The 26,929-nt window shown below is 66.9% G+C and carries 21 protein-coding genes and 3 pseudogenes; 7 read left to right on the top strand and 17 right to left on the bottom strand.

The window, feature by feature from the left end; translation table 11 throughout:
* Positions 1–618: pseudogene (locus tag VTU_RS0106795) on the bottom strand (phosphoglycerate mutase); the annotation flags it as partial.
* A 77-nt stretch (positions 619–695) separates the two neighbouring features.
* Between VTU_RS0106795 and VTU_RS0106800 the strand changes: the two are divergent.
* Both VTU_RS0106800 and VTU_RS0106805 read left to right on the top strand, forming a co-directional pair.
* A complete protein-coding gene (locus VTU_RS0106800) occupies positions 696–1,949 on the top strand; it encodes a lipoprotein-releasing ABC transporter permease subunit (RefSeq protein ID WP_010102618.1) in 1,254 nt (417 codons plus the stop codon).
* Positions 1,942–2,703, top strand: a complete 762-nt coding sequence (locus VTU_RS0106805; protein WP_010102620.1) for an ABC transporter ATP-binding protein — start codon at positions 1,942–1,944, stop codon at positions 2,701–2,703. Before VTU_RS0106800 ends, VTU_RS0106805 begins: the two co-directional genes overlap by 8 nt.
* Before the next feature lie 15 nt (positions 2,704–2,718).
* Here the strand turns inward: VTU_RS0106805 and VTU_RS26395 are convergent.
* Positions 2,719–3,563 (bottom strand): annotated as a pseudogene (locus tag VTU_RS26395) (MurR/RpiR family transcriptional regulator).
* Positions 3,564–3,712: 149 nt separating this feature from the next.
* Here VTU_RS26395 and tal point away from each other — a divergent pair.
* The 3 genes from tal to glk all read left to right on the top strand — a co-directional run bounded on the left by tal (position 3,713) and on the right by glk (position 7,462).
* Positions 3,713–4,660: a transaldolase gene (gene tal, locus VTU_RS0106815; protein ID WP_010102622.1), complete on the top strand. Its 948-nt coding sequence runs from the start codon at positions 3,713–3,715 to the stop codon at positions 4,658–4,660.
* Between the two features lie 507 nt (positions 4,661–5,167).
* Positions 5,168–6,355, top strand: coding sequence for a carbohydrate porin (locus VTU_RS0106820; RefSeq protein ID WP_236610652.1), 1,188 nt, complete (start codon positions 5,168–5,170; stop codon positions 6,353–6,355).
* Between the two features lie 126 nt (positions 6,356–6,481).
* On the top strand, positions 6,482–7,462 hold the full coding sequence (gene glk, locus VTU_RS0106825) for a glucokinase (protein ID WP_010102624.1): 981 nt from the start codon (positions 6,482–6,484) through the stop codon (positions 7,460–7,462).
* 39 nt (positions 7,463–7,501) lie between these two features.
* On the opposite strand, the gene zwf is transcribed toward glk, so the two are convergent.
* Entirely contained in the window at positions 7,502–8,956 is a 1,455-nt protein-coding gene (zwf, locus tag VTU_RS0106830; protein WP_010102625.1) for a glucose-6-phosphate dehydrogenase, read from the bottom strand.
* A 225-nt stretch (positions 8,957–9,181) separates the two neighbouring features.
* Between zwf and pgi the strand changes: the two genes are divergently transcribed.
* Both pgi and VTU_RS0106840 read left to right on the top strand, forming a co-directional pair.
* Positions 9,182–10,750, top strand: a complete 1,569-nt coding sequence (gene pgi, locus VTU_RS0106835; protein WP_138927816.1) for a glucose-6-phosphate isomerase — start codon at positions 9,182–9,184, stop codon at positions 10,748–10,750.
* Between the two features lie 25 nt (positions 10,751–10,775).
* Positions 10,776–11,993 carry an AGE family epimerase/isomerase gene (locus VTU_RS0106840; RefSeq protein ID WP_010102628.1) on the top strand — a complete coding sequence of 406 codons (1,218 nt, stop codon included), beginning with the start codon at positions 10,776–10,778 and terminating at the stop codon, positions 11,991–11,993.
* A gap of 97 nt (positions 11,994–12,090) precedes the next feature.
* Here VTU_RS0106840 and VTU_RS0106845 read toward each other — a convergent pair whose 3' ends face one another.
* The 14 genes and pseudogenes from VTU_RS0106845 to VTU_RS0106915 all read right to left on the bottom strand — a co-directional run bounded on the left by VTU_RS0106845 (position 12,091) and on the right by VTU_RS0106915 (position 26,928).
* Positions 12,091–13,152: a hypothetical protein gene (locus tag VTU_RS0106845; protein ID WP_010102629.1), complete on the bottom strand. Its 1,062-nt coding sequence runs from the start codon at positions 13,150–13,152 to the stop codon at positions 12,091–12,093.
* Positions 13,149–13,295: a hypothetical protein gene (locus VTU_RS32605; protein ID WP_010102630.1), complete on the bottom strand. Its 147-nt coding sequence runs from the start codon at positions 13,293–13,295 to the stop codon at positions 13,149–13,151. The genes VTU_RS0106845 and VTU_RS32605 overlap by 4 nt, the downstream gene beginning before the upstream one ends.
* Positions 13,288–13,885: pseudogene (locus VTU_RS31245) on the bottom strand (DUF6088 family protein). Before VTU_RS31245 ends, VTU_RS32605 begins: the two are co-directional and overlap by 8 nt.
* A gap of 90 nt (positions 13,886–13,975) precedes the next feature.
* Positions 13,976–15,469, bottom strand: a complete 1,494-nt coding sequence (gene nuoN, locus VTU_RS0106865) for an NADH-quinone oxidoreductase subunit NuoN (protein ID WP_010102633.1) — start codon at positions 15,467–15,469, stop codon at positions 13,976–13,978.
* 19 nt (positions 15,470–15,488) lie between these two features.
* Positions 15,489–16,964, bottom strand: coding sequence for an NADH-quinone oxidoreductase subunit M (locus tag VTU_RS0106870; RefSeq protein ID WP_010102635.1), 1,476 nt, complete (start codon positions 16,962–16,964; stop codon positions 15,489–15,491).
* A gap of 13 nt (positions 16,965–16,977) precedes the next feature.
* Positions 16,978–18,996, bottom strand: coding sequence for an NADH-quinone oxidoreductase subunit L (gene nuoL / locus VTU_RS0106875; RefSeq protein WP_010102636.1), 2,019 nt, complete (start codon positions 18,994–18,996; stop codon positions 16,978–16,980).
* 38 nt (positions 18,997–19,034) lie between these two features.
* Complete coding sequence (gene nuoK / locus VTU_RS0106880) at positions 19,035–19,343, bottom strand: NADH-quinone oxidoreductase subunit NuoK (RefSeq protein ID WP_010102637.1); 309 nt, start codon at positions 19,341–19,343, stop codon at positions 19,035–19,037.
* Positions 19,340–19,990 (bottom strand): NADH-quinone oxidoreductase subunit J, encoded by a 651-nt coding sequence (locus tag VTU_RS0106885; protein ID WP_010102638.1) that lies wholly within the window; start codon positions 19,988–19,990, stop codon positions 19,340–19,342. The genes nuoK and VTU_RS0106885 overlap by 4 nt, the downstream gene beginning before the upstream one ends.
* A 37-nt stretch (positions 19,991–20,027) precedes the next feature.
* A complete protein-coding gene (nuoI, locus tag VTU_RS0106890) occupies positions 20,028–20,537 on the bottom strand; it encodes an NADH-quinone oxidoreductase subunit NuoI (protein WP_010102639.1) in 510 nt (169 codons plus the stop codon).
* Between the two features lie 10 nt (positions 20,538–20,547).
* The gene (gene nuoH / locus VTU_RS0106895; RefSeq protein ID WP_010102641.1) at positions 20,548–21,630 is read right to left on the bottom strand and encodes an NADH-quinone oxidoreductase subunit NuoH; all 1,083 of its coding nucleotides are present in this window, start codon (positions 21,628–21,630) and stop codon (positions 20,548–20,550) included.
* Entirely contained in the window at positions 21,627–23,792 is a 2,166-nt protein-coding gene (gene nuoG, locus VTU_RS0106900; RefSeq protein ID WP_010102643.1) for an NADH-quinone oxidoreductase subunit NuoG, read from the bottom strand. The genes nuoH and nuoG overlap by 4 nt, the downstream gene beginning before the upstream one ends.
* 15 nt (positions 23,793–23,807) lie before the next feature.
* Positions 23,808–25,166: an NADH-quinone oxidoreductase subunit NuoF gene (gene nuoF, locus VTU_RS0106905; RefSeq protein ID WP_010102645.1), complete on the bottom strand. Its 1,359-nt coding sequence runs from the start codon at positions 25,164–25,166 to the stop codon at positions 23,808–23,810.
* Positions 25,163–25,678 carry an NADH-quinone oxidoreductase subunit NuoE gene (gene nuoE / locus VTU_RS0106910; protein WP_010102647.1) on the bottom strand — a complete coding sequence of 172 codons (516 nt, stop codon included), beginning with the start codon at positions 25,676–25,678 and terminating at the stop codon, positions 25,163–25,165. Before nuoE ends, nuoF begins: the two co-directional genes overlap by 4 nt.
* Positions 25,675–26,928: an NADH-quinone oxidoreductase subunit D gene (locus tag VTU_RS0106915; RefSeq protein WP_010102649.1), complete on the bottom strand. Its 1,254-nt coding sequence runs from the start codon at positions 26,926–26,928 to the stop codon at positions 25,675–25,677. The genes nuoE and VTU_RS0106915 overlap by 4 nt, the downstream gene beginning before the upstream one ends.
* Between the last annotated feature and the right edge of the window lies 1 nt (position 26,929).

Raw genomic sequence — 26,929 nt, forward strand, 5'->3', positions numbered from 1 at the left:
GCGTTCGGCGCGCGCGCCGTTGAAGGCGTGGGTGTGCAGCAGCATCTGCATTTCGCTGTGCAGGCGGTGCAGGGGGCGGGCCGCGCGCGCGTCGGGCAGCCAGGGGCGCAGGTCGCGCAGCAGCGCCCGCTCCAGGGACGCGGTGGCGAGCGTGGCGAACCACTCGCTGCGCGCGAGCCAGCGCGTGGGCTGGTCGTAGTGCAGGTGGATTCCGTCCTGCGCAAACCAGGGCGCGACGATGGCCAGCAGCGCGCGCGACGCGGCCTCGTCCAGGCCCAGCGCCTCGGGGTCGCACAGGCTCACATGGTCGGCGCCGACCTGCCACTGGCAGGGCGTGACGAAGGCCCAGGCCTGGGCGTCGGCGGGCAGGCCCAGGGAATGCCGGTGCCAGGCGGCCCAGGGGATGCGTCCGTCGGCGCAGGGCAGTCCCAGGGCCTGCGCCAGCGCGCGTTCGTGCGGGGTGGAGTAGCTGGTTTGCGCACCGCTGACCGCGGGTTGCATGGTGAGCCGGGCGAGCAGCCGTTGCAGATGCGGCAGGGCCAGGCCTTGCAGGGTCTTGTGGCAGGCCTCGGATGCGCCTGCGGCGTAGGCAATGATCAGGTGGGCAGGGGCCGGCATCCGGGTATTTTGCGGGATGCCACAATCTGCCCCGGACTGCGGCGGGCAATCGCGCACCGCGCAGGCTTTTCACCACCATGCAAATTCCCTACGAACTGGCGCTGGGCTGGCGCTACACGCGCGCGGGCCGTGCCACGCGGCGCAATGGCTTCATCTCGTTCATCTCGGGCGTGTCCATGCTGGGCATTGCGCTCGGCGTGGCGGCGCTGATCATCGTGTTGTCCGTGATGAACGGCTTTCAAAGGGACGTGCGCGACCGCATGCTCAGCGTCGTCTCGCACGTCGAGATATTTGCGCCCCAGGGCGCGGCGCTGTCCGATCCGGATCGCACGCTGGCGCAGGCCCGGCAGAACCCCGAGGTCATCGGCGCTGCGCCGTTCGTCGCCGCGCAGGCGCTGCTCGCGCGGGGCGAGGACATGAAGGGGGTGCTGGTGCGCGGCATCGACCCCGCGCTGGAAGGCGCGGTGACCGACCTGGCAGCGGTCAACGAAGGGCTGCTGCAGCAGTTGGTGCCCGGCGCGTTCCGCGTAGTGCTCGGCCGCGAGCTGGCGCGCGCGCTGGGCGTGCGCGTGGGCGACGCGGTGACCCTGATCGCACCGTCCGGCCAGGTCACGCCGGCCGGCGTGGTACCGCGCCTCAAGCAGATGAAGGTGGCGGGAATGTTCGACTCGGGCCACTACGAATACGACTCGGCGCTGGTGCTGCTGCACCATGAGGACGCGCAGCGCATCTTCCGCCTCGAAGGCCCGACGGGCGTGCGCCTCAAGCTGCGAGACCTGCACCGCGCGCGCGCGGTGGCGCTGGAACTGACGCACAGCCTGAGCGGGCGCTTGCTGATCCGCGACTGGACGCAACAGAACCGCACCTGGTTTGCCGCCGTGCAACTCGAGAAACGCATGATGTTCATCATCCTCACGCTCATCGTCGCCGTGGCCGCGTTCAACCTCGTCTCGACGCTGGTCATGAGCGTCACCGACAAGCGCGCCGACATCGCCATCCTGCGCACGCTGGGCGCGAGTCCGAAGAGCATCATGGGCATCTTCGTGGTGCAGGGCGCGCTCGTGGGCGCGATCGGCACGCTCGCGGGCCTGCTGCTGGGCCTGGGGGTCGCGTGCAACATCGACGTCATCGTCCCGGCGATCGAGCACGCGCTCGGTGCGAGCTTTCTGCCCAAGGACATCTACCTCATCAGCCAGATGCCCAGCGAGCCGCGCAGCAGCGACATCGTTCCCATTGCCGCCATCTCGCTGGTGCTGGCCTTCGTGGCCACGCTCTACCCGAGCTGGCACGCGAGCCGGGTGAACCCTGCCGAGGCGCTGCGCTATGAATGACCGGAACGACCGCCCCGCACCCGCCGATGCAGGCATTGCGCCGCCCTCCGAAGGAGAGCAGCACCCCCTTGCTGACGCCACGCCGGTTCTCGAAGCCCGGGGCCTGAGCAAGCGCTTTACGCAAGGCGGCCTCGACGTGAGCGTTCTGCGCGGCGTTGACCTGCGCATCCATGTGGGCGAAACGCTGGCCATCGTGGGCGCTTCCGGGTCGGGCAAGAGTACCCTGCTGCACCTGCTTGGCGGCCTGGACGCGCCGAGCTCGGGCAGCGTCCACCTCCAGGGGGAGGCGATCTCGACCCTGCCCGCGCAGCGCCAGGGCGAACTGCGCAATCAGCACCTGGGGTTCATCTACCAGTTCCACCACCTGCTGCCCGAGTTCAGCGCGCTGGACAACGTCGCCATGCCGCTGCGCATCCGCCGCGAGCCGCTGGCTCAATGCCATTCCCGGGCGCAGCGCGTGCTCGCGTCGGTCGGCCTGGGCGAGCGCCTGCAGCACCGCCCGGCGGAACTCTCGGGCGGCGAGCGCCAGCGGGTGGCGATTGCGCGCGCGCTGGTGGCGCGGCCCGCGTGCGTGCTGGCCGATGAGCCGACCGGGAATCTGGACCGCAGCACGGCCGATGGCGTATTCGATCTGCTGCTGCAACTGGCGCGCGGGCAGGGGACGGCGTTCGTTCTGGTCACGCATGACGCGTCGTTGGCGGCGCGCTGCGACCGGGTCGCGCGGCTGGTGGCCGGGGTATTGGTCACGGCCTGAACCGCGCCCCGAGCATCAGGTGTAGCGCTTGGCGCGCAGGTTCTCCTTCATCTGCTGCAGGGTCGGCTGCAAGCGGCTGCCGATGCGCAGCGCCACGCAGGTCGCGAGCACGTCGATGATCAGCAGGTGCAGCAGGCGCGACACCATCGGGCTGTACTGGTCGTAGCTCTCCGGGTGGTCCGCCGCCAGATGAATCTGCAGCTGCGGGCCAGCGCAGAGCCGCTGGCCGTGATGGCGATGGTGGTGGCGCCGTTCTTGCGGGCGATGTCGGCGGCGTCCATCAGGTCGCGCGTGCGGCCCGAGTTGGAGATGATCACCGCGCAGTCTTGCGCGCCCAGCAGCGTGGCGCTCATGACCTGCATGTGGCCGTCGCTGGCGGCGATGGAGGTCACCCCCAGGCGGAAGAACTTGTGCTGCGCGTCCTGCGCCACGATGCCGGAGTTGCCCACGCCGTAGAACTCGATGCGCCGGCCCGTCTTCCAACTGGCCGCAATGGCATCGGCTGCCCGTTTGATGGCCGTGGTGCTGGCGGCGTTGCGGTACTGCAGGAAGGCCGCAGCGGCGTTGTCCACCACCTTCACGAGCACGTCGCCGGTCTTGTCGTCGGCGTCCACGCTGCGGTGGACGAAGGGCACGCCCTCGCTCACGCTGCCGACGAGCTTGAGCTTGAAATCGGCCAGCCCGTCGTAGCCCATGCTGCGGCAAAAGCGCACCACCGTGGGCTTGCTCACCTGCGCGCGCCGGGCCAGCTCGCGCACGGGCAACCGGGAGAAGGCGCGTGCGTCGCTCAGCACCAGCCTGGCCACGCGCTGCTCGGCGGGCGGCAGTGACGGCAGGGAGGCGGTGATGCGATGGAGCATGTCAGTTCTTCGACAAAGGGGCAGGGCGGCCATGGGCACCCTGCGGGGCGGTGCGTGAACGTATTGGAACTGAGTTTCCATGGCTCCGCGCGCATTGGCTGCCATGCGCGGCCACAGGGCGCTGCGGAGGCGGGTGGAATAATGACGCCATGAACCAACTCGATGCCCTCAAACAGTTCACCACCGTGGTTGCCGATACCGGCGACTTCAGGCAATTGGCGCAATTTCGACCCCGCGACACCACCACCAATCCGTCATTGATCCTCAGGGCCGTGCAAGGGCCCGAGTACGCGCCGCTGCTGCATGACACCGTGGCGCGCTGGAAGGGGCGCGCGCTCGACGAAATCGCCGACCGCCTGCTGGTGCGCTTCGGCTGCGACATCCTGGCGCTCATCGAGGGCCGTGTTTCGACCGAGGTGGACGCGCGCCTGAGCTTCGACACCCAGGCCACCGTCACGCGCGCCGAGCGCATCGTCGAGCTGTACCAGGCCGAGGGCGTGCACATCGACCGCGTGCTCATCAAGATCGCCGCCACGTGGGAGGGCATACAGGCGGCGCAAACGCTTGAGCGGCGCGGAATCCATACCAACCTCACGCTGCTGTTTGCGTTTGCCCAGGCCGTGGTCTGCGGCCAGGCCAGGGTGCAGCTGATCTCGCCCTTTGTCGGACGCATCTGCGACTGGCACAGAAAGCAGGCCGGCGCCGGCTGGGACGAGGCCGCCAACGCCGGCGCGAACGATCCGGGCGTGCAGTCGGTGACGCAGATATACAACCATTACAAGCGCTTTGGTATTGCCACCGAGGTGATGGGCGCGAGCTTCCGCAACCTGGGCCAGATCAGGGCGCTCGCGGGCTGCGACCTGCTGACCATTGCGCCCGAGCTGCTGGCGCAACTGGCCGCCAGCGATGCGCCGCTACAGCCCGCGCTCGACGCCCAGGCGGCCAGGGGAATGGACCTGCCTGCCGTGCACTACGACGAGGCCGGCTTTCGCTATGCGCTCAACGAGGACGCGATGGCGACGGAAAAGCTCGCCGAAGGCATTCGCGCTTTCGCGGCAGACGCCGCGCGGCTCGAGCAGCTGATTCGCGCCGTCTGAATCGCTCTGCGAACCAGTTCCGCACGTGGCCCCAATGCAACACACAGGGAAAGCCCTGATGGGGTGATGAATCGATGTAATTAGATTACCGACTTCGCCGATCGGCAATGGTTTTCACGGCGCGACAAAGAATCAGAAGTCATATCGGGGAGGTGAGGGAATGGAAAAGACGACAGGGGCAGCTGCATTCGCGGCGCTGTCTGCCAGCGCGGGGGAGGTCGAGGTTCTGCGCGGGAGGACCCCGGGGTGCGAGGCCAGGTACAAGGGTCCCGCTCCGGTGCGCACGGAGCGGTTTCACGCCCGTGCCCGGTGCTCCGTCCAAGGATTTTGCCGAAGCCGCCAAGGGCAGCAGTTTGGTGCCCGGTGCGGTCCAGGGCATGGCGATTGCGCCCGCGGGCGCTCTCAGGAATGTGGTCAGCCCATTTCGGACTGATGACAGGGAGTGGCGTTGCTGACGCCATAAAAAAAATCGCGGCCGCCGCGAAAACCAAATGGAGCTCTTCAATGATGAAAAAACGCCTTACTGCCGTGGCCTTGGCCGCTGCATGCGCCACCAACGGCGCAATGGCACTGGATGTCGCGGGATTTGAAATCACGGGTTACTCACGCGGGGGGCCGGTGTTCGGCTACTCCGACGACGTTAAAGGGGGACTCTCCCTGGGCGGAGACCTGCAGAAATACCGGCTGGGCAACGAAGGGGATTACGGCATCGAAGTCGGCATTGCGCGCAGCTTCGAGAGCGGTGGCGTCAAGTGGAGCGTGAACTACATGCCCAGCAAGTGGGGCAGCGGCGACGTCGCCACCGAAATGGCGTATGTGGAGATGAGCGGCCTGTCCTTCCTGCCCGACGCCAAGTTCTGGGCTGGCCAGCGCCGCCTGCGCATCGAGGACGTGCACATCGTCGACAACTTCCTGATGAACTACGGCGACTACCAGGGTGCCGGCGTGACCGATATTCCCCTGGGAGGCGCCAAGCTCGGCCTCGGCGTGTTCACCGGCGACCAGTTTGACAAGCGCCTGCCCAGCGGCGTGAAGGCGAACCGCTTCAACGCCGATTTCTCCGAGATCAAGGTCAACCCGGGCGGCAAGCTGCGGGTGCTGCTGACGGCCGTCGGCGGCAAAGGCCAGGTCGGTGGGGGTTCGGGATCAGGTGTTTCGCTGCTGCACAACCAGTCCGACCTCGGGCTCAAGGGCATGAGCAACTCGATGTTCCTGCAAACCTCGCGCGGCCATGCGCGCATCGACGGCGAGTTCGAGTCCATCGACGGCAAGAGCGTCGGCAAGAAGGCGCTGCGCATTGCCGACGCGATCGGCTGGCAAAGCGGCCCCTTCGGCGGCCAGGCGCTGATCGGCTACCAGACCGGCAGGGCCGACGCCGTCGGAGCGGTGACGACCAAGGATTTCTCCTTGGGCGGACGCGCATCGTATGCCTTCACAAAGAATTTCAAGGGCCTGACCGAGGTCTCGACCACCACGCGCAAGAGCGCGGGGATGCCGAACCAGCGCCTGAACAAGTTCACGCTGGCCGGCGCCGTGGCGTTGTCGGAAGATTTCTGGTCGCGCCCCGAACTGCGGTTGTACGTCACCAAGGCCAACTGGAATCGCCCCGCTGCGATGGCGAATGCGGCCAGCTTTGGTGCCAATGGCAAGACCTCGCGCACGCTCATGGGCTTGCAGTACGAAGTTTGGTGGTGATGCCCATTTCCAACTCCGGACACTCCATGAGTCCGTGCTGATTGGTCAGTGATTGGTGTGGGTTACTCTTTGGGGGCTGCAGGCCCCCTTTTTTTTCGCGCCGCAGAAACATTCCCGAAACGATTCATGAAGTCACCGCGTTTGCTGGCCGACATCGGCGGCACCAATATGCGCCTGGCCTGGCAGGAGCGGCCGGATGGCCCGCTGCACGACACCCGCGTTCTGCCCTGCGCAGGCTACCCCACGGTGCACGCTGCGATCGCCGCGTATCTGGCCGGGGCCGCAATCGCCGCCCCGCACGAGGCGGCCCTTGGCATGGCCAACCCGGTGACGGGCGACCTGGTGCGCATGACCAACCACAGCTGGAGCTTCTCGCAGAGCGCCCTGCGCGAGGCGCTCGGGCTGCGGCGGCTGATCGTCGTCAACGACTTCACGGCGCTGGCGCTGGCGCTGCCCCTGCTCACCCCCGACCTGCTGCGCCAGGTGGGCGGCGGCGTGGCGGTCGCGGGCAGCGCGGTCGCGCTGCTCGGGCCGGGAACGGGGCTCGGGGTCTCGGGACTGGTGTTCCCGCCGGGCGCGCACAGCGGCGTCCCCCTGTCGGGCGAAGGCGGGCATGTGAGCGTGGCCGCGCAGACGCCGCTGGAGTTCGAGGTGCTGCGCATCCTGCAGGCGCGCTACGGCCATGTGTCGGCCGAGCGCGCCGTGTGCGGCGCGGGGCTGGTGGACCTGTACCACGCGCTGCGCCAACTGGGTCAGTCGGGCGCAGCCGGGGTCGATTCCGCCGCGCAGGTCAGCGATCTGGCCTTGCAGGACGGGGATCCGCTGGCCTTGCAGGCGCTGGAACTGTTCTGCGGCTTTCTGGGCAACGTCGCGGGCAATCTGGCGCTCACGCTGGGCGCGCTCGGCGGCGTCTACATCGGCGGTGGAATCGTGCCGCGCCTGGGTGCCTGGTTCGATCGCTCGCCGTTTCGCGCCCGCTTCGAGGCCAAGGGGCGCTTCCAGCCCTACTTGGCGGCGATTCCGTGCTGGGTCATCGACCCCGGCGCGACCCCCGCGTTGTACGGCGCGGCGCGCGCGCTGGACATTGCGGGTGCGCAGGGGCGCTGATCCCCGTGCGTGCGCTTGGCGAGCTGCGCGTGCCGTCTGTCAGACCTCTTCGCTCCAGCAATGGCCATCGCGCGCAATCATCGCGCTCGCCGCGCTCGGCCCCCAACTGCCCGCCGCATACGGCCGTGGCCTCACCGGGTCGTTCTTCCAGTGCTGCAAGATGGGCTCGACCCAGTGCCAGGCCTGCGCCTGCTCGTCGCTGCGCACGAACAGGTTCAGGCGGGCGGCGATCACGTCGAGCAGCAGGCGCTCGTAGGCACCCACGCGCTCGGTGCCAAAGCGCTGCTCGAAGTCCAGGTTCAGGTGCGCCTGCGACAGCGCGAGCTCGCCCTGGTGCTGCGCCGCACCCTGCGCCAGCAGGTGCAGTTCCAGCCCGTCGCGGGGCTGCAGGTTGATGACCAGCCGGTTCGCCGCTCCTGCGGGTGTTTTGAAGATCGGGTGCGGAACGGGGCGGAAGTTGACGACGATGTGCGCGTCGCGCCCCGCCAGGCGCTTGCCGGTGCGGATGTAGAACGGCACGCCGGCCCAGCGCCAGTTCAGGATCTCGGTGCGCAGCGCGACAAAGGTTTCGGTGCGGCTGTCGGGCGCCACGCCCTTTTCCTGCCAATAGCCCGCAACCGCCTGGCCCTGCACGGTGCCCGCGGCGTATTGCCCACGGATCACCTGCTGGCCGATGCTCTCCGCGGTCCAGGGCTTGAGCGATTGCAGCACCTTGAGCTTCTCGTCGCGGATGGCGTGCGCGCCGGAGTTGATCGGCGGCTCCATGCCGATCGCGCACAGCAGCTGCAGCGCATGGTTTTGCACCATGTCGCGCAGCGCGCCGGTCTGGTCGTAGAACGCGCCGCGCGTCTCCACGCCCAGGTCCTCGGCGATGCTGATCTGGATGTTGGCGATGGTTTCGCGCCGCCACAGGGGCTCGAACAGCGCATTCCCGAAACGCAGGGCGAACAGGTTCTGCACCGAGGGCTTGCCCAGGTAGTGGTCGATGCGGAAAACCTGCTCTTCGCCGAACACGCGGCGCAGGGTGTCGTTGATCGCCTGGTTCGATTGCAGGTCGTGGCCCAGGGGCTTTTCCAGCACCACGCGGGTCGCGGGGCCGTTCAGGCCCACGGCCGCGATCTGCTCGCACACGGTGGTAAACAGGCTCGGCGCGATGGCCAGGTACATCACCACCGAATCGGCGGCGCGCGCGTTCAGCATCTGCGCCAGGCGCTCGTAGTCCTGCGCCTGCGACAGGTCCATGCGCAGGTAATGCAGCAGGGCCGCGAAGCGGGCAAATTCGTCGGGCGTGGGGCGCTTGGCGAGTTCCACGCCGTCAAAGCGCGACTGGATCAGGCTGCGGTAGCGTTCGTCGCTCAGCGTATCGCGCGCCACGGCAATGATGCGCCCGCCCGGCGGCAGCGTGCCGTGCCGGAACGCCTGAAACAATGCGGGCATGAGCTTGCGCCAGGCGAGGTCGCCGGTGCCGCCAAACAGGACGAGGTCGAAACCCATGGTGTCTCCATGAAAACTGGTTCAGGGGCGTGATTTTGCAGGCTCCGGATTGTAATCATGTTACATGGCGCTCATGCGCTCTGTACTTGCGTGAACGCCTTTCATCGCATGCGTGAAAAACCGGGCTGCGGGGCTGCCATGTAATCAAGTTACTGGCTACCATTGCTACCATCGCGCTGTCCCCGACCCGACCCCATGCATTCCAACCGATCGATGTCCACGCCCATGCCCACGCCCATCCGTTGCGACCAGACTGCGCCCTGGCCCCTGCTCGCGGCCCATTTCTCGGCCCGGGGCCAGCGCCTCGACCTGCGCCAGGCCTTCGCGCAGGATGCGCAGCGCTTCGAGCATTTCAGCCAGTGCGCGCCGCACCTGTTCGCCGACCTGTCCAAGAACCTCTGGGAGCGCGACACCGAAGCCCTGTTGCTTGACCTGGCGCGCAGCTGCGGTCTGGAGCAGCACCGCGCTGCGCTGCTCGCCGGGCAGGCCGTGAACAGCACCGAGAACCGGGCCGCGCTGCACACGCTGCTGCGCCGCCCCGCGGGCCTGGCCTGGCCCGGCGATCGGCCCGAGACGGCGCAGCGCCTGGCCGACGTACACGCCACGCTCGACGCCATGCTGGCCTATGCCGAGCGCGTGCGCGGCGACGACGCCATCACCGACGTGGTGAACATCGGCATCGGGGGCTCGGACCTGGGCCCGCACATGGCGGTGCTCGCGCTCGAGGAATTCCGCATTCCCGGCAAACGCTTTCACTTTGTCTCAAACGTTGACGGGCATGAACTGCACGGCGTGCTCCAGGGCTTGCGCCCCGAAAGCAGCCTGTTCCTCGTGGCCTCCAAGACCTTCACCACCGACGAGACCATGACGAATGCGCGCTCAGCGCTGGCCTGGTTTTCTGCGGCGGGCGGGCGCGACGTGGCGCGGCATTTTGCCGCGCTCACCACGCACACCGAGGCCGCGGGCGCGCTCGGAATCACCACCTGCTTCGGCTTCTGGGACTGGGTGGGCGGGCGCTACTCGCTGTGGTCGGCGATTGGCCTGCCGCTGGCCATTGCCATCGGGGCGCAGGGCTTTCGCGATCTGCTCGCGGGCGCGCACGCCATGGACGGGCATTTCCGCAGCGCACCGCTGGCGCAAAACCTGCCCGTGCGTCTGGGCCTGCTCGATGTCTGGTACCGCAATTTCCATGGCTTTGCGAGCCGCTGCATCGCGCCCTACCACGCGGCGCTGCGCCGCTACCCGGCCTACCTGCAGCAGTTGGAGATGGAGAGCAACGGCAAGCGCGTTGCGCAGGACGGCGCGCCGCTGGCCCACGCGACAGCGCCCGTGCTCTGGGGCGAGCCCGGAACCAACGGCCAGCATGCGTTCTTCCAGATGCTGCACCAGGGCCGCGACGTGCTGCCGCTGGAGATCGTCGCCGTGCGCCAGGCCACGCACCCCCTGCCCGGTCACCACGAGAAACTGCTCGCGAACGCGCTGGCGCAGGCCCAGGCGCTGATGCTCGGCCAGGCCAGCGCGGACGGGCATCGGCACTTTCCGGGAAACCGGCCCAGCACCTTCATCCTGCTGGAGTCGCTCAGCCCCGCGTCCCTGGGCGCGTTGATTGCGCTGCAAGAGCACCGCGTGTTCGTGAGCGGCAGCCTGTGGGGCATCAACAGCTTTGACCAGTGGGGCGTGGAACTGGGCAAGACGCTGGCCAAGGACCTTCAGCAGCGGCTGGCCAGCGGCGACGCGGCCGGTCTGGACGGCTCCACGGCGGGGCTGCTGCGCCGGCTGCGCGCAGGCGCATGACATTTGATTTACCGAGGAGAGACGAATGACCGCAGCCCGGCCGGACTTCCGGTCCAGCGAATTTCTGCGCGCGCACAGCCGCGAGATCATGGCCTTCTACGACCCCGTGGCCACCGACCCCGACGGCGGCATGTACCACTTCTTTCTCGACGATGGCACGGTGTACGAGCAGCGCACGCGCCACCTCGTGAGCGCCACGCGCTTCGTCGTGACGCACGCCATGCTCTACCGCATCACGGGGGAAGAGCGCTACCGCAGAGGCGTTCTGCGCGCGCTGTGGTTCGTGCGCACGGCGTTTCTCGACCGTGCCAGCGGGGGCTACGCCTGGCTCATCGACTGGCACGCGGGCGCCGCGACGCCGCTCGACGCAACGCGCCACTGCTACGGCATGGCCTTTGTGATGCTCGCCTGCGCGCACGCGCTGCAGGCCGGCGTTGCCGATGCGCGCGGCTGGCTCGCCGAGTCCTTCGAGATGGCCGAACAGCACTTCTGGCAAGCGGACGCGGGCCTGTACGCCGACGAGGCCGACAGCGGCTGGACCCTCACCGGCTACCGCGGCCAGAACGCCAACATGCACGCCTGCGAGGCCATGATCGCGGCCTTCCGCTTCACGGGCGAGCCCCGCTACATCGAACGCGCCGAGCAACTCGCGCAGGGAATCTGCCAGCGCCAGGCGATGCTCTGCGGCGGCTGGGTGTGGGAACATTTCCATGCCGACTGGTCGCCGGACTGGGACTACAACCGCCACGACCGCAGCAACATCTTTCGCCCCTGGGGCTACCAATTGGGCCACCAGACCGAGTGGGCCAAGCTGCTGCTGCAACTCGACACGCTGCACCCCGCGCCCTGGCATCTGCCCTGCGCCCGGCGGTTGTTCGACACGGCCATCGAAAAGGGCTGGGACCAGGCGCACGGCGGCATCTTCTACGGCATGGCGCCCGACGGCAGCATCTGCGACGACAGCAAATACCACTGGGTGCAGGCCGAGAGCCTGGCCGCCGCCGCCTTGCTCGCGCTGCACACCGCAGAGAAACGCTATGCGCACTGGTACGAGCGCATCTGGGACTACTGCTGGACGCATTTCGTGGACCACAAGCATGGCGCCTGGTTCCGCATCCTCGACGGCGCGAACCGGAACCACACGCGCGAAAAAAGCAACGCCGGCAAGGTGGACTACCACAACCTGGGCGCGTGCCACGACGTGCTCATGGCGCTCCAGGCACATGACAAGCAGCGGCTCTGAAACCCGCTGCGGCAGACGGCGGGGTCGGGCGCAATTCCTGTTGCGCAGGAACAAGGGGAACTGAGCGACGGCTGTCCTGGCCCGGTCGAGGCCGCTTTCAGGCTGCGATGCCGTGCGCCGGCTGCGCGTCCGTCCCCGTGCCGCAGGCATGGCAGAAACGGACAAAGGCGCTCTTGCGGGTGCGGCAATGGTCGCAGTGCTGAAACAGGCAGATGCCGCAGTGCGCGCAGAAGTCGATTTTCTCGTCCCGGCTGTCCACCGGGCGCTCGCAGCCCGGGCAAACGTTCTGCGCCAGGCGCGCCAGGGCCACGTCGTAGCCGAGTTCCTTGCGGCGCTCCTGGTCGGGCAGGGACTCGACCTGCTTTTGGCGCTCCAGGTAGCGGGTGAGCGCCAGGATGGCGGAGCGCCCCACCAGCAGCGTCACCACGATGCCGACCGTATAGCGCACATAGCCGCCGTAGCTGGGCAGGTAGGGCACCAACTCCACGAAGAAAGCAAACAGCGCAAAAAAGATGAAGCCCCACACGAATGGCCAGTAGGTGCCCTTGCGCTTTCTGACGTACAGCCAGCCCGCCAGCGCCAGCAGCGGCAGGGTAAGCGCCAGGCGGTACAGGAACACGCGCAACTCCACCTTGCGGCGCGCGGAGTTCAACTTTTCGTGGGCTTCGGACTCCAGCCGGCTCAGGTGCTCCTGCGCCGCTGCAGCGCCCTGGCGCGCGTCGAGTGCGGCCTGCTCCTGGCGCTCGACCGCTTGCTCGGCCTTGCGCTCGATGCGCTTGAGGGCGTCCAGCGCCTGGGTGCGTGCGATGACTTCCGGATTCTGCTCGGAGCTCTGGGTCACGCTGCGTGCGGCCAACCAGTTGTTGAAGGTCTCGCGCTCGGCCCGGCTCTCGTTGTGCGCCTTGTCGCGTTGCAACTTGGCCTGCTCCAGCGCGGTCTCGGCATCGCGCTCGGCCCGGCGCGCATCCCGCATTTGGTCGCGCAGGGGCTGCGTTGCCTGCATGTCCAGAAAGTCATCCACCTCCAAGGGGGTTTCGACCTTGGGCAGGTCGCTCACAAGGGCGCTGCCCAGGCCGATGAGAAAGCTGGAAAACACCAGCGCCACCAGCCACAGGCCACGCCGGAACCATTGTTCGGACAGTCTCAGGGATTTACTCATGGGCTTCTTTCCAGTACGCCGAGCGTCCAGACCACCCAGACGTCCTTTTCGAGCAGATGGGTGGGACGGCCCGTCTTTTCCCGGGCCTGTTCCAACACGTCGTCCTGGTCCTCCCGATCGAGGGCAAAGCAGGACTCATCCACGGATTGCTTCTTCGCCAATGGCCCTTGCCATCCAGGATGGCAAGGTGGCGCGCGCCGATGCCAGCGTCTGCCAATCCGAGGGTGGCAGTGTGCTGTGCAAGGTGGTCAGCGCTTTGCCCGCATGGGTCGGCCCCAGCCAAGCCAGCGCGCGCACGGCCGCACCGGCCAGCCCGGATCCCGGCGCCAGCATCCAGCGCGGAGCGTGTTTGAGCATGACCTCGGCGCGCCCGAGCTTGAGCTTGCGGGTACGTCCCGAGGTCAGGTAGACCTGCCGGATTGGCAACTGCTGCAGTCAGGCCCAGCGCGTTTGCCGCGTGGGCCCCGTGGGGCGTCACGACCTCGCCAGTTTGGGCGGCCAGCGCTTGCACCACCTTTTCGGGCGCCGGCGCACGCGTCCCGAACCGGCTCGACACCGGTGCGACATAGCTGCCACGCACGACACGCAGCAGCCGGCCTTCCTTGGCGAGCCGGGACAGCGCCTGATCGACAGCGGCACGGCTTGCGAGGTGCAGAAACTCCTTGGGCGACAGCACACCTCCCTCGGCGAGGGACTGTGCGTGCAGCAAGATGGATTCGGGGAGCAGTTTCATGGCCACATCCGGAGCTGGATATCAGAACAATATCCCTGTTTCTGACATTATCCTGGGTCACCCGCCCAGGGCGGAATCCGGACACAAAAATCAGGTCGACAATGCGCGCACCACGGCGTCCGCGCACAGCGCCATCAGGCCGCCGGGCAGCAGGCCGAGAACGAGGATCAGTGCGCCGTTGAGCGCGAGCACCACGCGCACGTCGGTGGGCGCCGAGACATTCGCCGCCGTCAGCGGGGCGTCGAAATACATGAGCTTGACCACGCGCAGGTAGTAGAAGGCGCCAATCAACGACATGAGCACGGCAAACACCGCGAGCGCGATGTACCCGCCCTGGCCGGACGCGAGCAGCGCTTGCAGCACCGACAGCTTGGCGTAGAAGCCGACCAGCGGGGGAATTCCGGCCATGGAGAACAGGCACAGGGCCATGACGCCGGCGTACAGCGGGCTGCGCTGGTTGAGGCCGGCCAGGTCCGAGATTTCTTCGCTCTCGAAGCCCTCGCGCGCCAGCAGCAGGATCACGCCGAACGCCGCCAGCGTGGTCAGCACATAGGTGAGCACGTAGAACATGGCCGCGCCGTAGGCGTTCTCCACCGCTGCCGCGTCAACATGGCCGTTCACTACGCCGGACATCAGGCCGAGCAGAACGAAGCCCATCTGCGCGATGGTCGAATACGCCAGCATGCGCTTGAGGTTGGTCTGCGCAATGGCCGCCAGATTGCCCACGAGCAGCGACCCGATGGCCAGCAGCGCGAGCATCTGCTGCCAGTCGATCGCCAGCGGCAGCAGGCCATCGACCAGCAGGCGCAGGGTGATGGCAAAGGCCGCGAGCTTGGGCGCGCCGCCGAGCATCAGGGTCACGGCGGTCGGGGCGCCCTGGTAGACGTCGGGAATCCACATGTGAAACGGCACCGCGCCGAGTTTGAACGCCAGGCCCGCGACGACGAACACCAGGCCGAAGATCAGCACCTGGTGCCGGATCTGGCCGGCGTTGATGGCCTTGAACACCTGGCCGATGTCGAGCGACCCCGTCGCGCCGTAGAGCATCGACATGCCGTACAGCAGGAACCCGCTGGCCATGGCGCCGAGAACGAAGTACTTCATTGCGGCCTCGGTCGCCGTGGCGTTGTCGCGGCGCAGCGCCACGAGCGCGTAGCTCGACAGCGTGAGCAGTTCCAGGCCCAGGTAGAGCACCAGGAAGTTGTTGCCGCCGATCATGATGAACATGCCCAGCAGGGAGAACATCGACAGCGTGAACAATTCGCCGCCGCGCAGCATGCCGCGGTCCGCCGCGTAGGGGCGGCCGTAGACCAGCGTGAGCATCGTGGCCACGCAGGCAAAGCACTTGAGCCAGTTGCCCATGGCGTCGCTGACCAGCATGTTGCCAAAGCCGTAAAGGGTGTTTCCACTGCTCGCGTACAGCGCCTGCAGCACGGCCACCACGGCGAGCGTGAGCATGCTCAGCGCATAGGTTGCGCCGCGGCGTGCGCTGCTGACGTCCAGATCGACCAGCGCGATCATGCAGGCCATGGCCAACAGCACGATCTCGGGGTAGATCACGAGCCAGCTGATGTTGTCTATCATTTTGAATTCCTCCGTCCGCTCAGTTCAGCTTGGACAGCGCGACATGCCGCAGCAGTTGCGCCACCGAGGCGTCCATCACGTCGGTGACGGGACGGGGGTACAGGCCCATGGCCAGCACGGCGCTGGCGAGCAGGGTGAGCACGAGGAATTCACGCCGGCCGATGTCGCTCAGCCCGCGGACGCTGTCGTGCACCACGGGGCCCAGGTACACGCGCTTGACCATCCACAGCGTGTACGCGGCGCCAAAGACCAGCGCCGTGGCGGCGACGAGCCCGATCCAGAAGTCGGCCTTCACGGCGCCCAGAATGACCATCCATTCGCCGACGAAGCCCGCGGTTGCGGGCAGTCCGCAATTCGCCATGGCGAACAGCAGCGCGAACGCCGTGAACCGCGGCATGGTCTCGACCACGCCGCCGTAGGCGGCGATCTCGCGCGAATGCACGCGCTCGTACAGGACGCCGATGCACAGGAACATGGCGCCCGAGACGAAGCCGTGCGCGATCATCTGCACCAGGGCGCCCGAGACGCCGAGTTCGTTGAACAGGAAAAAGCCCAGGGTCACAAAGCCCATGTGCGCCACCGACGAGTAGGCGACGAGCTTTTTCATGTCCGTCTGGACCAGGGCCACCAGGCCCACGTAGACCACCGCGATGAGCGACAGGGCGATCATCAGCCAGGCCCATTCGCGCGCGGCGTCGGGGGCAATCGGCAGCGAGAAGCGCACGAAGCCGTACGCGCCCAGCTTGAGCATGATCGCCGCCAGAACGGCGGAGCCGCCGGTGGGCGCCTCCACGTGCACGTCCGGCAGCCAGGTGTGCACCGGCCACATCGGCACCTTGACCGCAAACGCGGCGAAGAAGGCGAAGAACAGCAGGGTCTGCGCCTGGCCGCCGAGCGGCAGCCGGTGCCAAGTGGCGATGTCGAAGCTGCCGCCCGACTGGTTGTACAGGTAGATCAGCGCGATCAGCATCAGCAGCGAACCGAGCAGCGTATACAGGAAGAACTTGAACGCCGCATAGATCTTGTTCGGGCCGCCCCAGATGCCGATGATCAGGTACATCGGGATCAGCGTGGCCTCGAAGAACACGTAGAACAAAATTCCGTCGAGCGCGCTGAATACGCCGATCATCAGGCCCGAGAGGATCAGGAACGCGCCCATGTACTGGTTCACGCGCTCGGTGATCGCCTCCCAGGACGCGAGCACCACGATCAGCGTGATGAAGGCCGTCAGCGGAACGAACCACAACGAGATGCCGTCCACGCCCAGGTGGTAGTGGACGTTGAAGCGCTCGATCCAGGCCGCTTTTTCCACGAACTGCATGGCCGCGCTGCCCGGATCGAAGCCGCCGTACAGGGGCAGGGTGACCAGGAAACCGAACGCGGCCCCGAGCAGCGCCATCCAGCGCACCATGGGCGCATGCTCGTCGCGCCCGATGGCGAGCAGCAGCGCGCCGAAGGCAATCGGGATCCAGATGGCAAGACTCAACAAACCCATTTTTGTTCTTCTCCTACTTGTTGAGCCAGACGAAGTACGTCATGAGGGCAAAAACACCCAGGACCATCACCAGCGCGTAGTGGTAGAGATAGCCCGTCTGCATCCGGCGCACGACGCCCGCGACCCAGCGCACCAGCTTCCAGGAGCCATTCACCAGCGCGCCGTCGATGAGCGCCTGGTCGCCGCCCTTCCACAGACCGGTGCCCAGCGCCCGCGCGCCGCGTGCCAGGAGCTTTTCGTTGATCCAGTCGAGGTAGTACTTGTTTTCCAGCAGGCCGTGCAGCGGCCGCAGGCGCGCCGCGATCGCGGCGGGCAGCGCGGGCCTGCGCAGATACATGTAGTACGCGAGCGCGACGCCCGCGAGCGCGAGCCACAGCGGCGCCGCCTGCAAGCCGTGCAGGGCCATGGCCCAGGCGCCGGGAAAGTGCGCGGTCATTTGCGCCATCGACGGGTGCCGGGCCGCGTCCACCACGATGGCCCCTGCGAAGAAGTCACCGAACAGCATGGGCTCGATGAACAGCAGGCCCGCGAGCACCGAGGGAATCGCCAGCAGCATCAGGGGCACCGTCACCACCCAGGGCGACTCGTGCGGCGCATGCGGGTGGGGGTCGGCGTGCCCGCCATGGTCATGGTGTGCGTCCGGGTTCTGGTCGTAGCGTTCCTGGCCGTGGAACACCAGGAAGTACATGCGGAACGCATAAAAGGCCGTCACGAAAACGCCGGCCAGGACGGCGAAATGCGCAAACCCCGCGGCGGGCAGGCGGCTCAAGTGGACCGCGTCGATGATGCTGTCCTTGGAGTAAAAGCCCGCGAACAGGGGCGCTCCGATCAGCGCCAGCGAGCCCAGCAGCGAGGTGATCCAGGTGATCGGCATGTGCCGGCGCAGCGCGCCCATCCAGCGCATGTCCTGGTTGTGGTGCAGGCCCATGATGACCGAGCCGGCGCCCAGGAACAGCAGGGCCTTGAAAAACGCGTGCGTCATCAGGTGGAACACCGCGGCCGAATACGCCGAAGCGCCCAGGGCCACCGTCATATAGCCCAGTTGGGACAGCGTGGAGTAGGCCACGACGCGCTTGATGTCGTTCTGGACGATTCCCAGAAAGCCCATGAACAGCGCAGTGATCGCGCCCACCACCAGGATCAGGTTCAGCGCCGTGTCGGACAGTTCGAACAGCGGCGACATGCGCGCCACCATGAAGATCCCTGCCGTGACCATGGTCGCGGCGTGGATCAGCGCGGAGATGGGCGTCGGGCCTTCCATGGAATCGGGCAGCCACACGTGCAGCGGGAACTGCGCGCTCTTGCCCATGGCGCCGATGAACAGGCAGATGCAGATCGCGCTGATCAGCATCCAGTCGGTTCCCGGGAGCGTGAGGCCGCCGAGCCGCCCGGCCTGGAAAAACACCTCGGCGTAGTTCAGCGTTCCGGTGTAGGCCGCGATCAGACCGATTCCCAGGATGAAGCCGAAGTCGCCCACGCGGTTCACCAGAAAGGCCTTCATGTTGGCAAACACCGCCGACGGCTTGTGGAACCAGAAGCCGATCAGCAGGTACGACACCAGGCCCACGGCCTCCCAGCCAAAGAACAGTTGCAGCAGGTTGTTGCTCATGACCAGCATGAGCATGGAGAAGGTGAACAGCGAGATGTAGGCGAAGAAGCGGTTGTAGCCCGGGTCCTCGCGCATGTAGCCAATGGTGTAGACGTGCACCATCAGCGACACGAAGCTGACCACCACCATCATCATCGCGGTCAGGCCGTCAATCAGGAAGCCGACCTCCATCCGCAGGCCGCCGGCGAGCATCCAGGTGTAGAGCGTTTCGTTGAAGCGCGCGCCGTCCAGGGCCACGCTCTTGAGCGTCATGGCCGACAGGACGAAGGACACGAGCACCCCGGAAACCGCCAGGCTGTGGCCCAGGCGGCGGCCGATCCGGTTGCCGCCAAGGGCCGTGCCGAAGATTCCGGTCAGCACGGCGCCCGCCAGCGGAGCCAATGCGGCGGCCAGGAGCGTTGAAGCAGAGAGGGTTTGACTCATTCTTGAGAACCTTGGGGGAATACTGCGGTGCCGACCCGTCAACCCTTGAGGGTGTCGAGGTCTTGCGCGCTGATGCTCGAGCGGTTGCGAAACAGCAGCACCAGGATGGCCAGACCGATGGCCGACTCGGCGGCCGCCACCGTCAGGATGAAGAACACGAATACCTGGCCGTGCATGTCGCCCAGGTAGTGGGAGAAGGCCACGAAGTTCGTGTTCACCGCGAGCAGCATCAGCTCGATCGCCATCAGCAGCACGATCAGGTTCTTGCGGTTCAGGAAGATCCCGACCACCGCCAGCGCGAACAGCATCGCCCCCAGCGAGAGGAAATGGCCCAGGGTCAGCGTCATGCGGTTTTCTCCTCGGCAGCTGGCGGCTTGGCCGGAACGTCGGCGTCCGCCTTGCGCGTGGCGGCAAACTTGAGCACCTGCAAACGGTCGCGGGCGCGCACGCGGACTTGCGCCGAGGCGTCGATGGCCTTGCTGTCCTTGCGCTGGCGCAGGGTCAGCGCGATGGCGGAGATCATGGCCACGAGCAGGATCACCGCCGCGATCTCCACCGGGAGCAGGTATTCGGTATAGAGCAGTCTGCCCAGCGCCTGGGTGTTCGAGTGCGCGGCATCGACGACGGCCGACTTGGGCTCGTCCATGCCGCGAAAGCCGCCCATCAGCACGGCGGCCATCTCCAGCGCAATCAGCGCGCCCACGGTCGCGGCCAGCGGAAAGTGCTTCCAGAAACCCGTGCGCAGGCGGTCGATGTGGACGTCGAGCATCATCACCACGAACAAAAACAGCACCAGCACCGCGCCCAGGTACACCAGCACCAGCGTGATCGCGAGGAACTCGGCCCGGAGCAGCAGCCAGACCGCAGCGGCCTGCGAAAACGCAAGCATCAGGTAGAGCACCGCGTGCACCGGGTTGCGCGCGGTGATCACGCGCAGGGCGGCAAACAGCAGCACGGCCGAAAAGAGGTAGAAGAAACCGGTCTTGGCGTCCATGAATCGGGTCTTTATGGAAAGTCGGGTCCCGCAGCGTTTAGCGGTACTTGGCGTCGGCCGCCCTGGCCGCGGCGATTTCGGCCTCGTAGCGGTCGCCAACGGCCAAGAGCATGTCCTTGGTGAAGTACAGGTCGCCGCGTTTCTCGCCGTGGTATTCGAAGATGTGCGTCTCGACGATCGAGTCCACGGGGCAACTTTCCTCGCAGAAGCCGCAGAAGATGCACTTGGTCAGGTCGATGTCGTAGCGCGTGGTGCGGCGCGACCCGTCGGCGCGCACGGTCGATTCGATGCTGATCGCCACGGCAGGGCAGACGGCCTCGCACAGCTTGCAGGCGATGCAGCGCTCCTCGCCGTTGTCGTAGCGGCGCAGCGCGTGCAGGCCGCGAAAGCGCGGCGAAAGGGGCGTTTTCTCTTCCGGGAACTGCACCGTCACCTTGCGGCGAAAGGCGTAGCGCCCGGTCAGGGCCATTCCCTTGAACAGTTCGACGAGCAGAAAGCTCTTGAAGAAATCCTTGAGCGAAAAAGGTGCGGCAGCAATGGCAGTCATCGGGGTCCTCTTATTGCCAAATGTTCCAGGGCGAGAGCAGCCACCCGCCAACGATGAGCAGCCACACCAGCGTGACCGGAATGAAAACCTTCCAGCCCAGGCGCATGATCTGGTCGTAGCGAAAGCGCGGGAAGGTGGCGCGGATCCAGATGAACATGGACACCACCAGGAAGGTCTTGATCCCGAGCCAGATCCAGCCGGGGACCGCGTTGCACAGCGCGCTGTCGATGGGCGGCAACCAGCCGCCCAGGAACAGCAGCGTTGCCAGGATGGAGACCAGCCACATGCTCGCGTATTCGGCCAGGAAGAAGACCGCAAAGCCCATTCCGGAGTACTCGACCATGTGCCCGGCGACGATTTCCGCCTCGCCCTCGACGACGTCAAACGGATGGCGGTTGGTCTCCGCCACGCCCGAGATCAGATGCACCAGGAAAATCGGCAGCAGCGGCAACCAGTTCCAGGACAGGAAGTTCAGGCCCTTGTCCGCGGCCATTCCGCGCCCCTGCCCGAGAACGATCTCGGTCAGGTTCATGCTGCCCGAGACCATGATGACCACCAGAAAGCAAAAGCCCATGGCGATCTCGTAGCTCACCATCTGCGCCGACGCGCGCAGCGCGCCCAGAAAGGCGTACTTGGAGTTCGACGCCCAGCCGGCAATGATCACGCCGTAGACCTCGATGGACGTGATCGCCATGACCAGCAGCAGGCCGGCGTTGACGTTCGCCAGCGCCACGTCGGGGCCAAAGGGAATCGCCACCCAGGCGGCGAGCGCCGGCATGATCGCCATGATCGGACCGAGCACGAACAGGCCCCGGCTCGCGGCCGCGGGGTGGATGATTTCCTTGGTCAGCAGTTTCAGGGCGTCGGCAATGGGTTGCAGCAGGCCGAAAGGGCCCACGCGGTTCGGACCATGGCGCACCTGCATGAAACCCAGCAGCTTGCGCTCCCACAGCGTCAGGTACGCGACGGCGCCCATCAGCGGGACCAGGACGCAAACGATCTTGAGCAGGATCCAGAGCACCGGCCAGGCCATGCCGCTCCACCAGCCCACCGCCAGCAGGTTGCGTCCCGTTTCGTAGAGCGCGTCGATCATGCGGCGACTCCTTCAGCGGCCTGGCGTGCGTCGGCCGTGCGTTGCAGCGACGCCGCGCGGCGCACCAGGCTGTCGAGTTGGTAGATGGAGGCGACCACGGGTTCGCTCGCCACCCCGGTCAGCGGGGCGGACTGCGCGGCGTTCGACACCGCGTTCGACAACTGGTCGGCCGGCAACTGCGTGATGCTGCCCGCGGGCGCATTCGTTGCGCGCGCCAGCACCTCCTGCGCGCTCTCGAAGTCAAAGCCGGGAACCTCCAGCAGATTTGCGAGCACGCGCAGCACCTTCCACGCGGGACGGGCTTCGCCCGGCGGGCGGACTACGGCGTGAAAGCTCTGCAAACGGCCTTCGGCGTTGACAAAGCTGCCCGGGGTTTCCGTGAATGCGGCGATCGGCAGCAGCACGTCGCTGAATTCCATATTCGCCCGGAACGGGCTCAGGGTCACGACCATTTCGGCCGCGGCCAGCGCTGTCGCGGCCCGCACGCCGGCGGCCGAGTCGTGCACGGGTTCGGTGTTGAGCAGCAGCGCGGCCTTCAGCGCGCCGCCGAGCATTTCACCGGCGTGCAGGCCGCCGTTCACGGGCCAGGCGCCCGCAAACTGCGCGCCCACGGTGTTCGCCGCTTGCGTGAGGTAGCCGACCGTGGCCCCCGTGTGCGTGCCAATCCAGTTGGCAAGCGCGAGCAACTGCGTGGCCTGGGCGTGGTGCGCGGCCGCATTGCCGAGCAGCACGGCCTTGCGCTCACCGCCGAGCAGGGAGCGGGCAATCGCGGTTTCCGCGGCGGTATCGGACCCATCGGCCCCATCGGACGAGAGCACGCCCTGCGGCGCAGCGATGCCCTTCTCCCGCGCGAGCGCTGCGGCAATGCCACCGAGCGCCCGCACCCATTGGCCGGCGCCGTGCACCACCAGCCTGTGCGCGACCGGCAGGGCCCAGTCGCGCGCCACCGAGTCGAGCGCGCTGACCTCGCAACCATGGCGCGCGGCCTGGCGGATGCGCTGCGCAAACAGCGGATGGTCCTTGCGCAGGTTCGACCCCACGACGAGCACGCGCTGCAGCGTCGAGAGCGCAGCGATCGAGGTCCCGAGCCAGCGAATGCCCTCGGGGGCGGCGAATTCGGCGTTGCGCAGGCGGTGGTCGACGTTGTCGCTGCCCAGGCCGCGCAGCAGCGCCGCTGCCAGGTAGAGCTCTTCGAGCGTGCTGTGCGGGCTGAGCAGCGCGCCAATGCTGCCCGCGCCATGCGCGCTGCGGATGCTGCGCAGGCCCTGCGCAACGTACTCCAGCGCGCTCTGCCAATCGACTTCCTTCCAGACCCCGCCCTGCTTGAGCATGGGCCGGGTCAGGCGGTCCTCGGCGTTCAGCGCCTCGTAGGAGAAACGGTCGCGATCGGCGATCCAGCATTCGTTGACGGCCTCGTTCTCGAACGGCAGGACGCGCATCACCCGGTGGTTCTTGACCTGCACGATCAGGTTCGCACCCGTGGAATCGTGCGGGCTCACCGAGCGCCGGCGCGACAGCTCCCAGGTCCGGGCGCTGTAGCGAAAGGGCTTGCTGGTCAGCGCGCCGACCGGGCAGATGTCGATCATGTTGCCCGACAGTTCGGAGTCCACCGTGCCGCCCGTCACCGTGGTGATTTCCGCATGCTCGCCGCGGTGGATCATTCCCAGTTCCATCACGCCGGCCACCTCCTGACCAAAGCGCACGCAGCGCGTGCAGTGGATGCAGCGGTTCATCTCTTCCATGGAGATCAGCGGGCCCACGTCCTTGTGCGGGACCACGCGCTTTTCCTCCGTGTAGCGCGAGGAGCTGCTGCCGTAGCCTACGGCCAGGTCCTGCAGCTGGCATTCGCCGCCCTGGTCGCAAATCGGGCAGTCCAGCGGGTGGTTGATGAGCAAAAACTCCATCACCGAGCGCTGCGCGCGGATTGCCTTGTCGCTGTGCGTGCGCACCACCATGCCTTGCGCGGCCGGCGTGGCGCACGCGGGCATGGGTTTTGGCGCTTTCTCCACGTCAACCAGGCACATGCGGCAGTTGGCGGCGATGGAGAGTTTCTTGTGGTAGCAGAAGTGCGGAATATAGGTTCCCGCCTTCTCGGCCGCGTGCATCACCATGCAACCTTCGGCGACCTCCACCTTGCGACCGTCGAGTTCAATTTCAAGCATATGTGTTTCCCGCGATCAGGCGGCGGGCTGACTGGCCTGGGCCGTCCGGCTCTGGATCAGGGCCTCGAACTCGGGACGGAAATGCCGGAGCATGGCGCGCACCGGCATCGCTGCGGCGTCGCCGAGCGCGCAAATCGTGCGCCCCTGGATGTCGTCCGCGACCGAGTTGAGCAGGTCCAGGTCGTCCGCGCGGCCCTGTCCCTTCCGGATGCGCTCGAGCACGCGCCACATCCAGCCCGTGCCCTCGCGGCAGGGCGTGCATTGCCCGCAGGACTCGTGTGCGTAGAAGTACGACAGGCGCAGCAGGCTCTCGACCATGCAGCGCGAGTCGTCCATCACGATCACGGCGCCGGAGCCGAGCATCGATCCCGCCTTGGCGATGCTGTCGTAGTCCATGCTGCATTCCATGATCACCGCCGCCGGCAGCACCGGCGCCGAAGAGCCGCCGGGAATCACCGCCTTGAGCGTGCGGCCCGCGCGCACGCCCCCGGCGAGTTCGAGCAGCCGGGGAAACGGTGTGCCCAGGGGCACTTCGTAGTTGCCGGGCTGCTCCACGTCGCCCGAGACCGAGAAGATCTTCGTTCCGCCGTTGTTCGGCTTGCCGCACGCAAGGTACGCGGCCGCGCCATGGCGGATGATCCACGGCACGGCCGCGAAGGTCTCGGTGTTGTTGATCGTCGTGGGCTTGCCGTACAAGCCGCAGCTCGCGGGAAACGGCGGCTTGAAGCGCGGCTGGCCCTTCTTGCCTTCGAGCGATTCGAGCAGGGCGGTTTCCTCGCCGCAGATGTACGCGCCAAAACCATGCGCTGCGTGCAGCTCGAAGCCAAAGCCGCTGCCGAGGACGTCGCCGCCCAGATAGCCCGCGGCGCGCGCTTCGCCGAGCGCCGCCTCGAAGCGTTCGTAGGTCTGGAAGATCTCGCCGTGGATGTAGTTGTAGCCCACGGAGATGCCCATCGCGTAGGCCGCGATGGCCATGCCCTCGATGACGACGTGCGGGTTGAACTGCAGGATGTCGCGGTCCTTGCAGGTTCCCGGCTCGCCCTCGTCCGAATTGCAGACCAGGTATTTCTGGCCCGGAAAGGCGCGCGGCATGAAGCTCCACTTGAGCCCGGTGGGAAAGCCCGCACCGCCGCGGCCGCGCAGGCCCGACTCCTTGACCATGGTGATCACCTGCTCCGGGCTCAGCCCCGCGCTGCCGTCCTTGCCGAGAATGCGGCGCAGCGCCTGGTAGCCGCCGCGCGCCACGTAGCCCGCAAGGCCCCAGTTGCTGCCGTTCAGGCCGGCGTAAATCTGCGGTTCGATATGGCGGCCATGAAAGCAGGTTTGCACGCCCGTCGCCCGGAACTCGGAGAGAATTTGTTGCGCTGTGCTCATGGCCCGTCCTCCGTGCGAAGCGCCGTTGTGCCCTCGGCCTGGCGCAGGCCATCGACGAGCTGATCGAGCTTGTCGGGGTCCATGAAACTGCACATCGTGCGGTCGTTGACGAGCATCACGGGTGCGTCGGCGCAGGCGCCCAGGCATTCGCACTGCTGCAGCGTGAACAGGCCGTCGGCCGTGGTCCCGCCCATGGACACGCCGAGCTTTTGCTCCAGATGCTGCAACGCCTGCTGACCCCCGCGCAGCTGGCAGGGCAGGTTCGTGCAGACGTTGAGCTTGTAGCGGCCGGCCGGCTGCTGGTTGTACATGTTGTAGAAGGTCGTGACCTCGTGCACGGCAATCGGCGCCATCCCCAGGTACTGCGCGACCGCCGCCTCGCTCTCGGCGCTGACAAAGCCCTGCTCCTGCTGCACGATGGCCAGGCAGGCCATGACCGCAGACTGCTTCTGGTCTGCGGGGTACTTGGCCACTTCGCGCGCAAAACGCGCACGCGTCGTTTCGTCAATCATCGGTCAATCTCTCCGAACACGATGTCCATGGTGCCAATGATGGCCACGGCGTCGGCGAGCATGTGGCCCCGCGCCAATTCATCGAGCGTGGCCAGATGCGCAAAACCGGGCGCGCGGATCTTCAGGCGATAGGGTTTGTTCGCGCCATCGCTCAGCAGATAGATGCCGAACTCGCCCTTGGGGTGCTCCACGGCGGCGTAGGCCTCGCCCTCGGGAACGTGAAAGCCCTCGGTGAACAGCTTGAAATGGTGGATCAGCTCCTCCATGCGGGCCTTCATCGATTCGCGCCCTGGCGCCGCCACCTTGTGGTTGTCGGTGATCACCGGGCCGGGGTGCGCGCGCAGCCAGTCCACGCATTGCGCGATGATGCGGTTGGCTTCGCGCATCTCCTGCACCCGCACCAGGTAGCGGTCGTAGCAGTCGCCCGTGCGGCCCACGGGAACGTCGAAGTCCATGTGCTCGTACACCTCGTAGGGCTGGGTCTTGCGCAGGTCCCAGGCGACGCCCGATCCGCGCAGCATGGGGCCGGTCATGCCAAGGTTCAGCGCGCGCTCGGGCGAGACCACGCCGATGCCCACCGTGCGCTGCTTCCAGATGCGGTTGTCGGTGAGCAGGGTCTCGTACTCGTCCACGCAGCCCGGAAAGCGCTGGCTGAAGTCGGCGATGAAGTCCAGCAGCGAGCCCTGGCGGTTGCGGTTCAGTGCCGCGATCGCCCGGGCGTTGCGGATCTGGCCGGCCTGGTACTGCGGCATGCTCTCGGGCAGGTCGCGGTACACGCCGCCGGGACGGAAATACGCCGCGTGCATGCGCGCACCCGACACCGCCTCGTATATGTCGAACAGGTCTTCGCGCTCGCGGAAGGTGTAGATCAGGATCGTCGAACTGCCGCAGTCGTTGCCGTGCGAGCCGAGCCACATCAGGTGGTTCATCAAGCGGGTGATCTCCGAGAACAGCACGCGGATGTACTGCGCGCGCAGCGGCACTTCCAGGCCGAGCAGTTTCTCGATCGCCAGGCAGTACGCGTGCTCGTTGCACATCATCGAGACGTAGTCGAGCCGGTCCATGTAGGGCAGGGACTGGATATAGGTCTTGTGCTCGGCGAGCTTTTCGGTGGCGCGGTGGAGCAGACCGATATGCGGGTCGGCGCGCTGCACCACTTCGCCGTCGAGTTCCAGCACCAGACGCAGCACACCGTGCGCCGCCGGGTGCTGTGGACCAAAGTTCAGGGAGTAGTTCTTGATTTCAGCCATG

Origin of the sequence: Verminephrobacter aporrectodeae subsp. tuberculatae At4 (genome assembly GCF_000193225.1) — a bacterium.
Taxonomy (GTDB): Bacteria; Pseudomonadota; Gammaproteobacteria; order Burkholderiales; family Burkholderiaceae_C; genus Acidovorax; species Acidovorax aporrectodeae.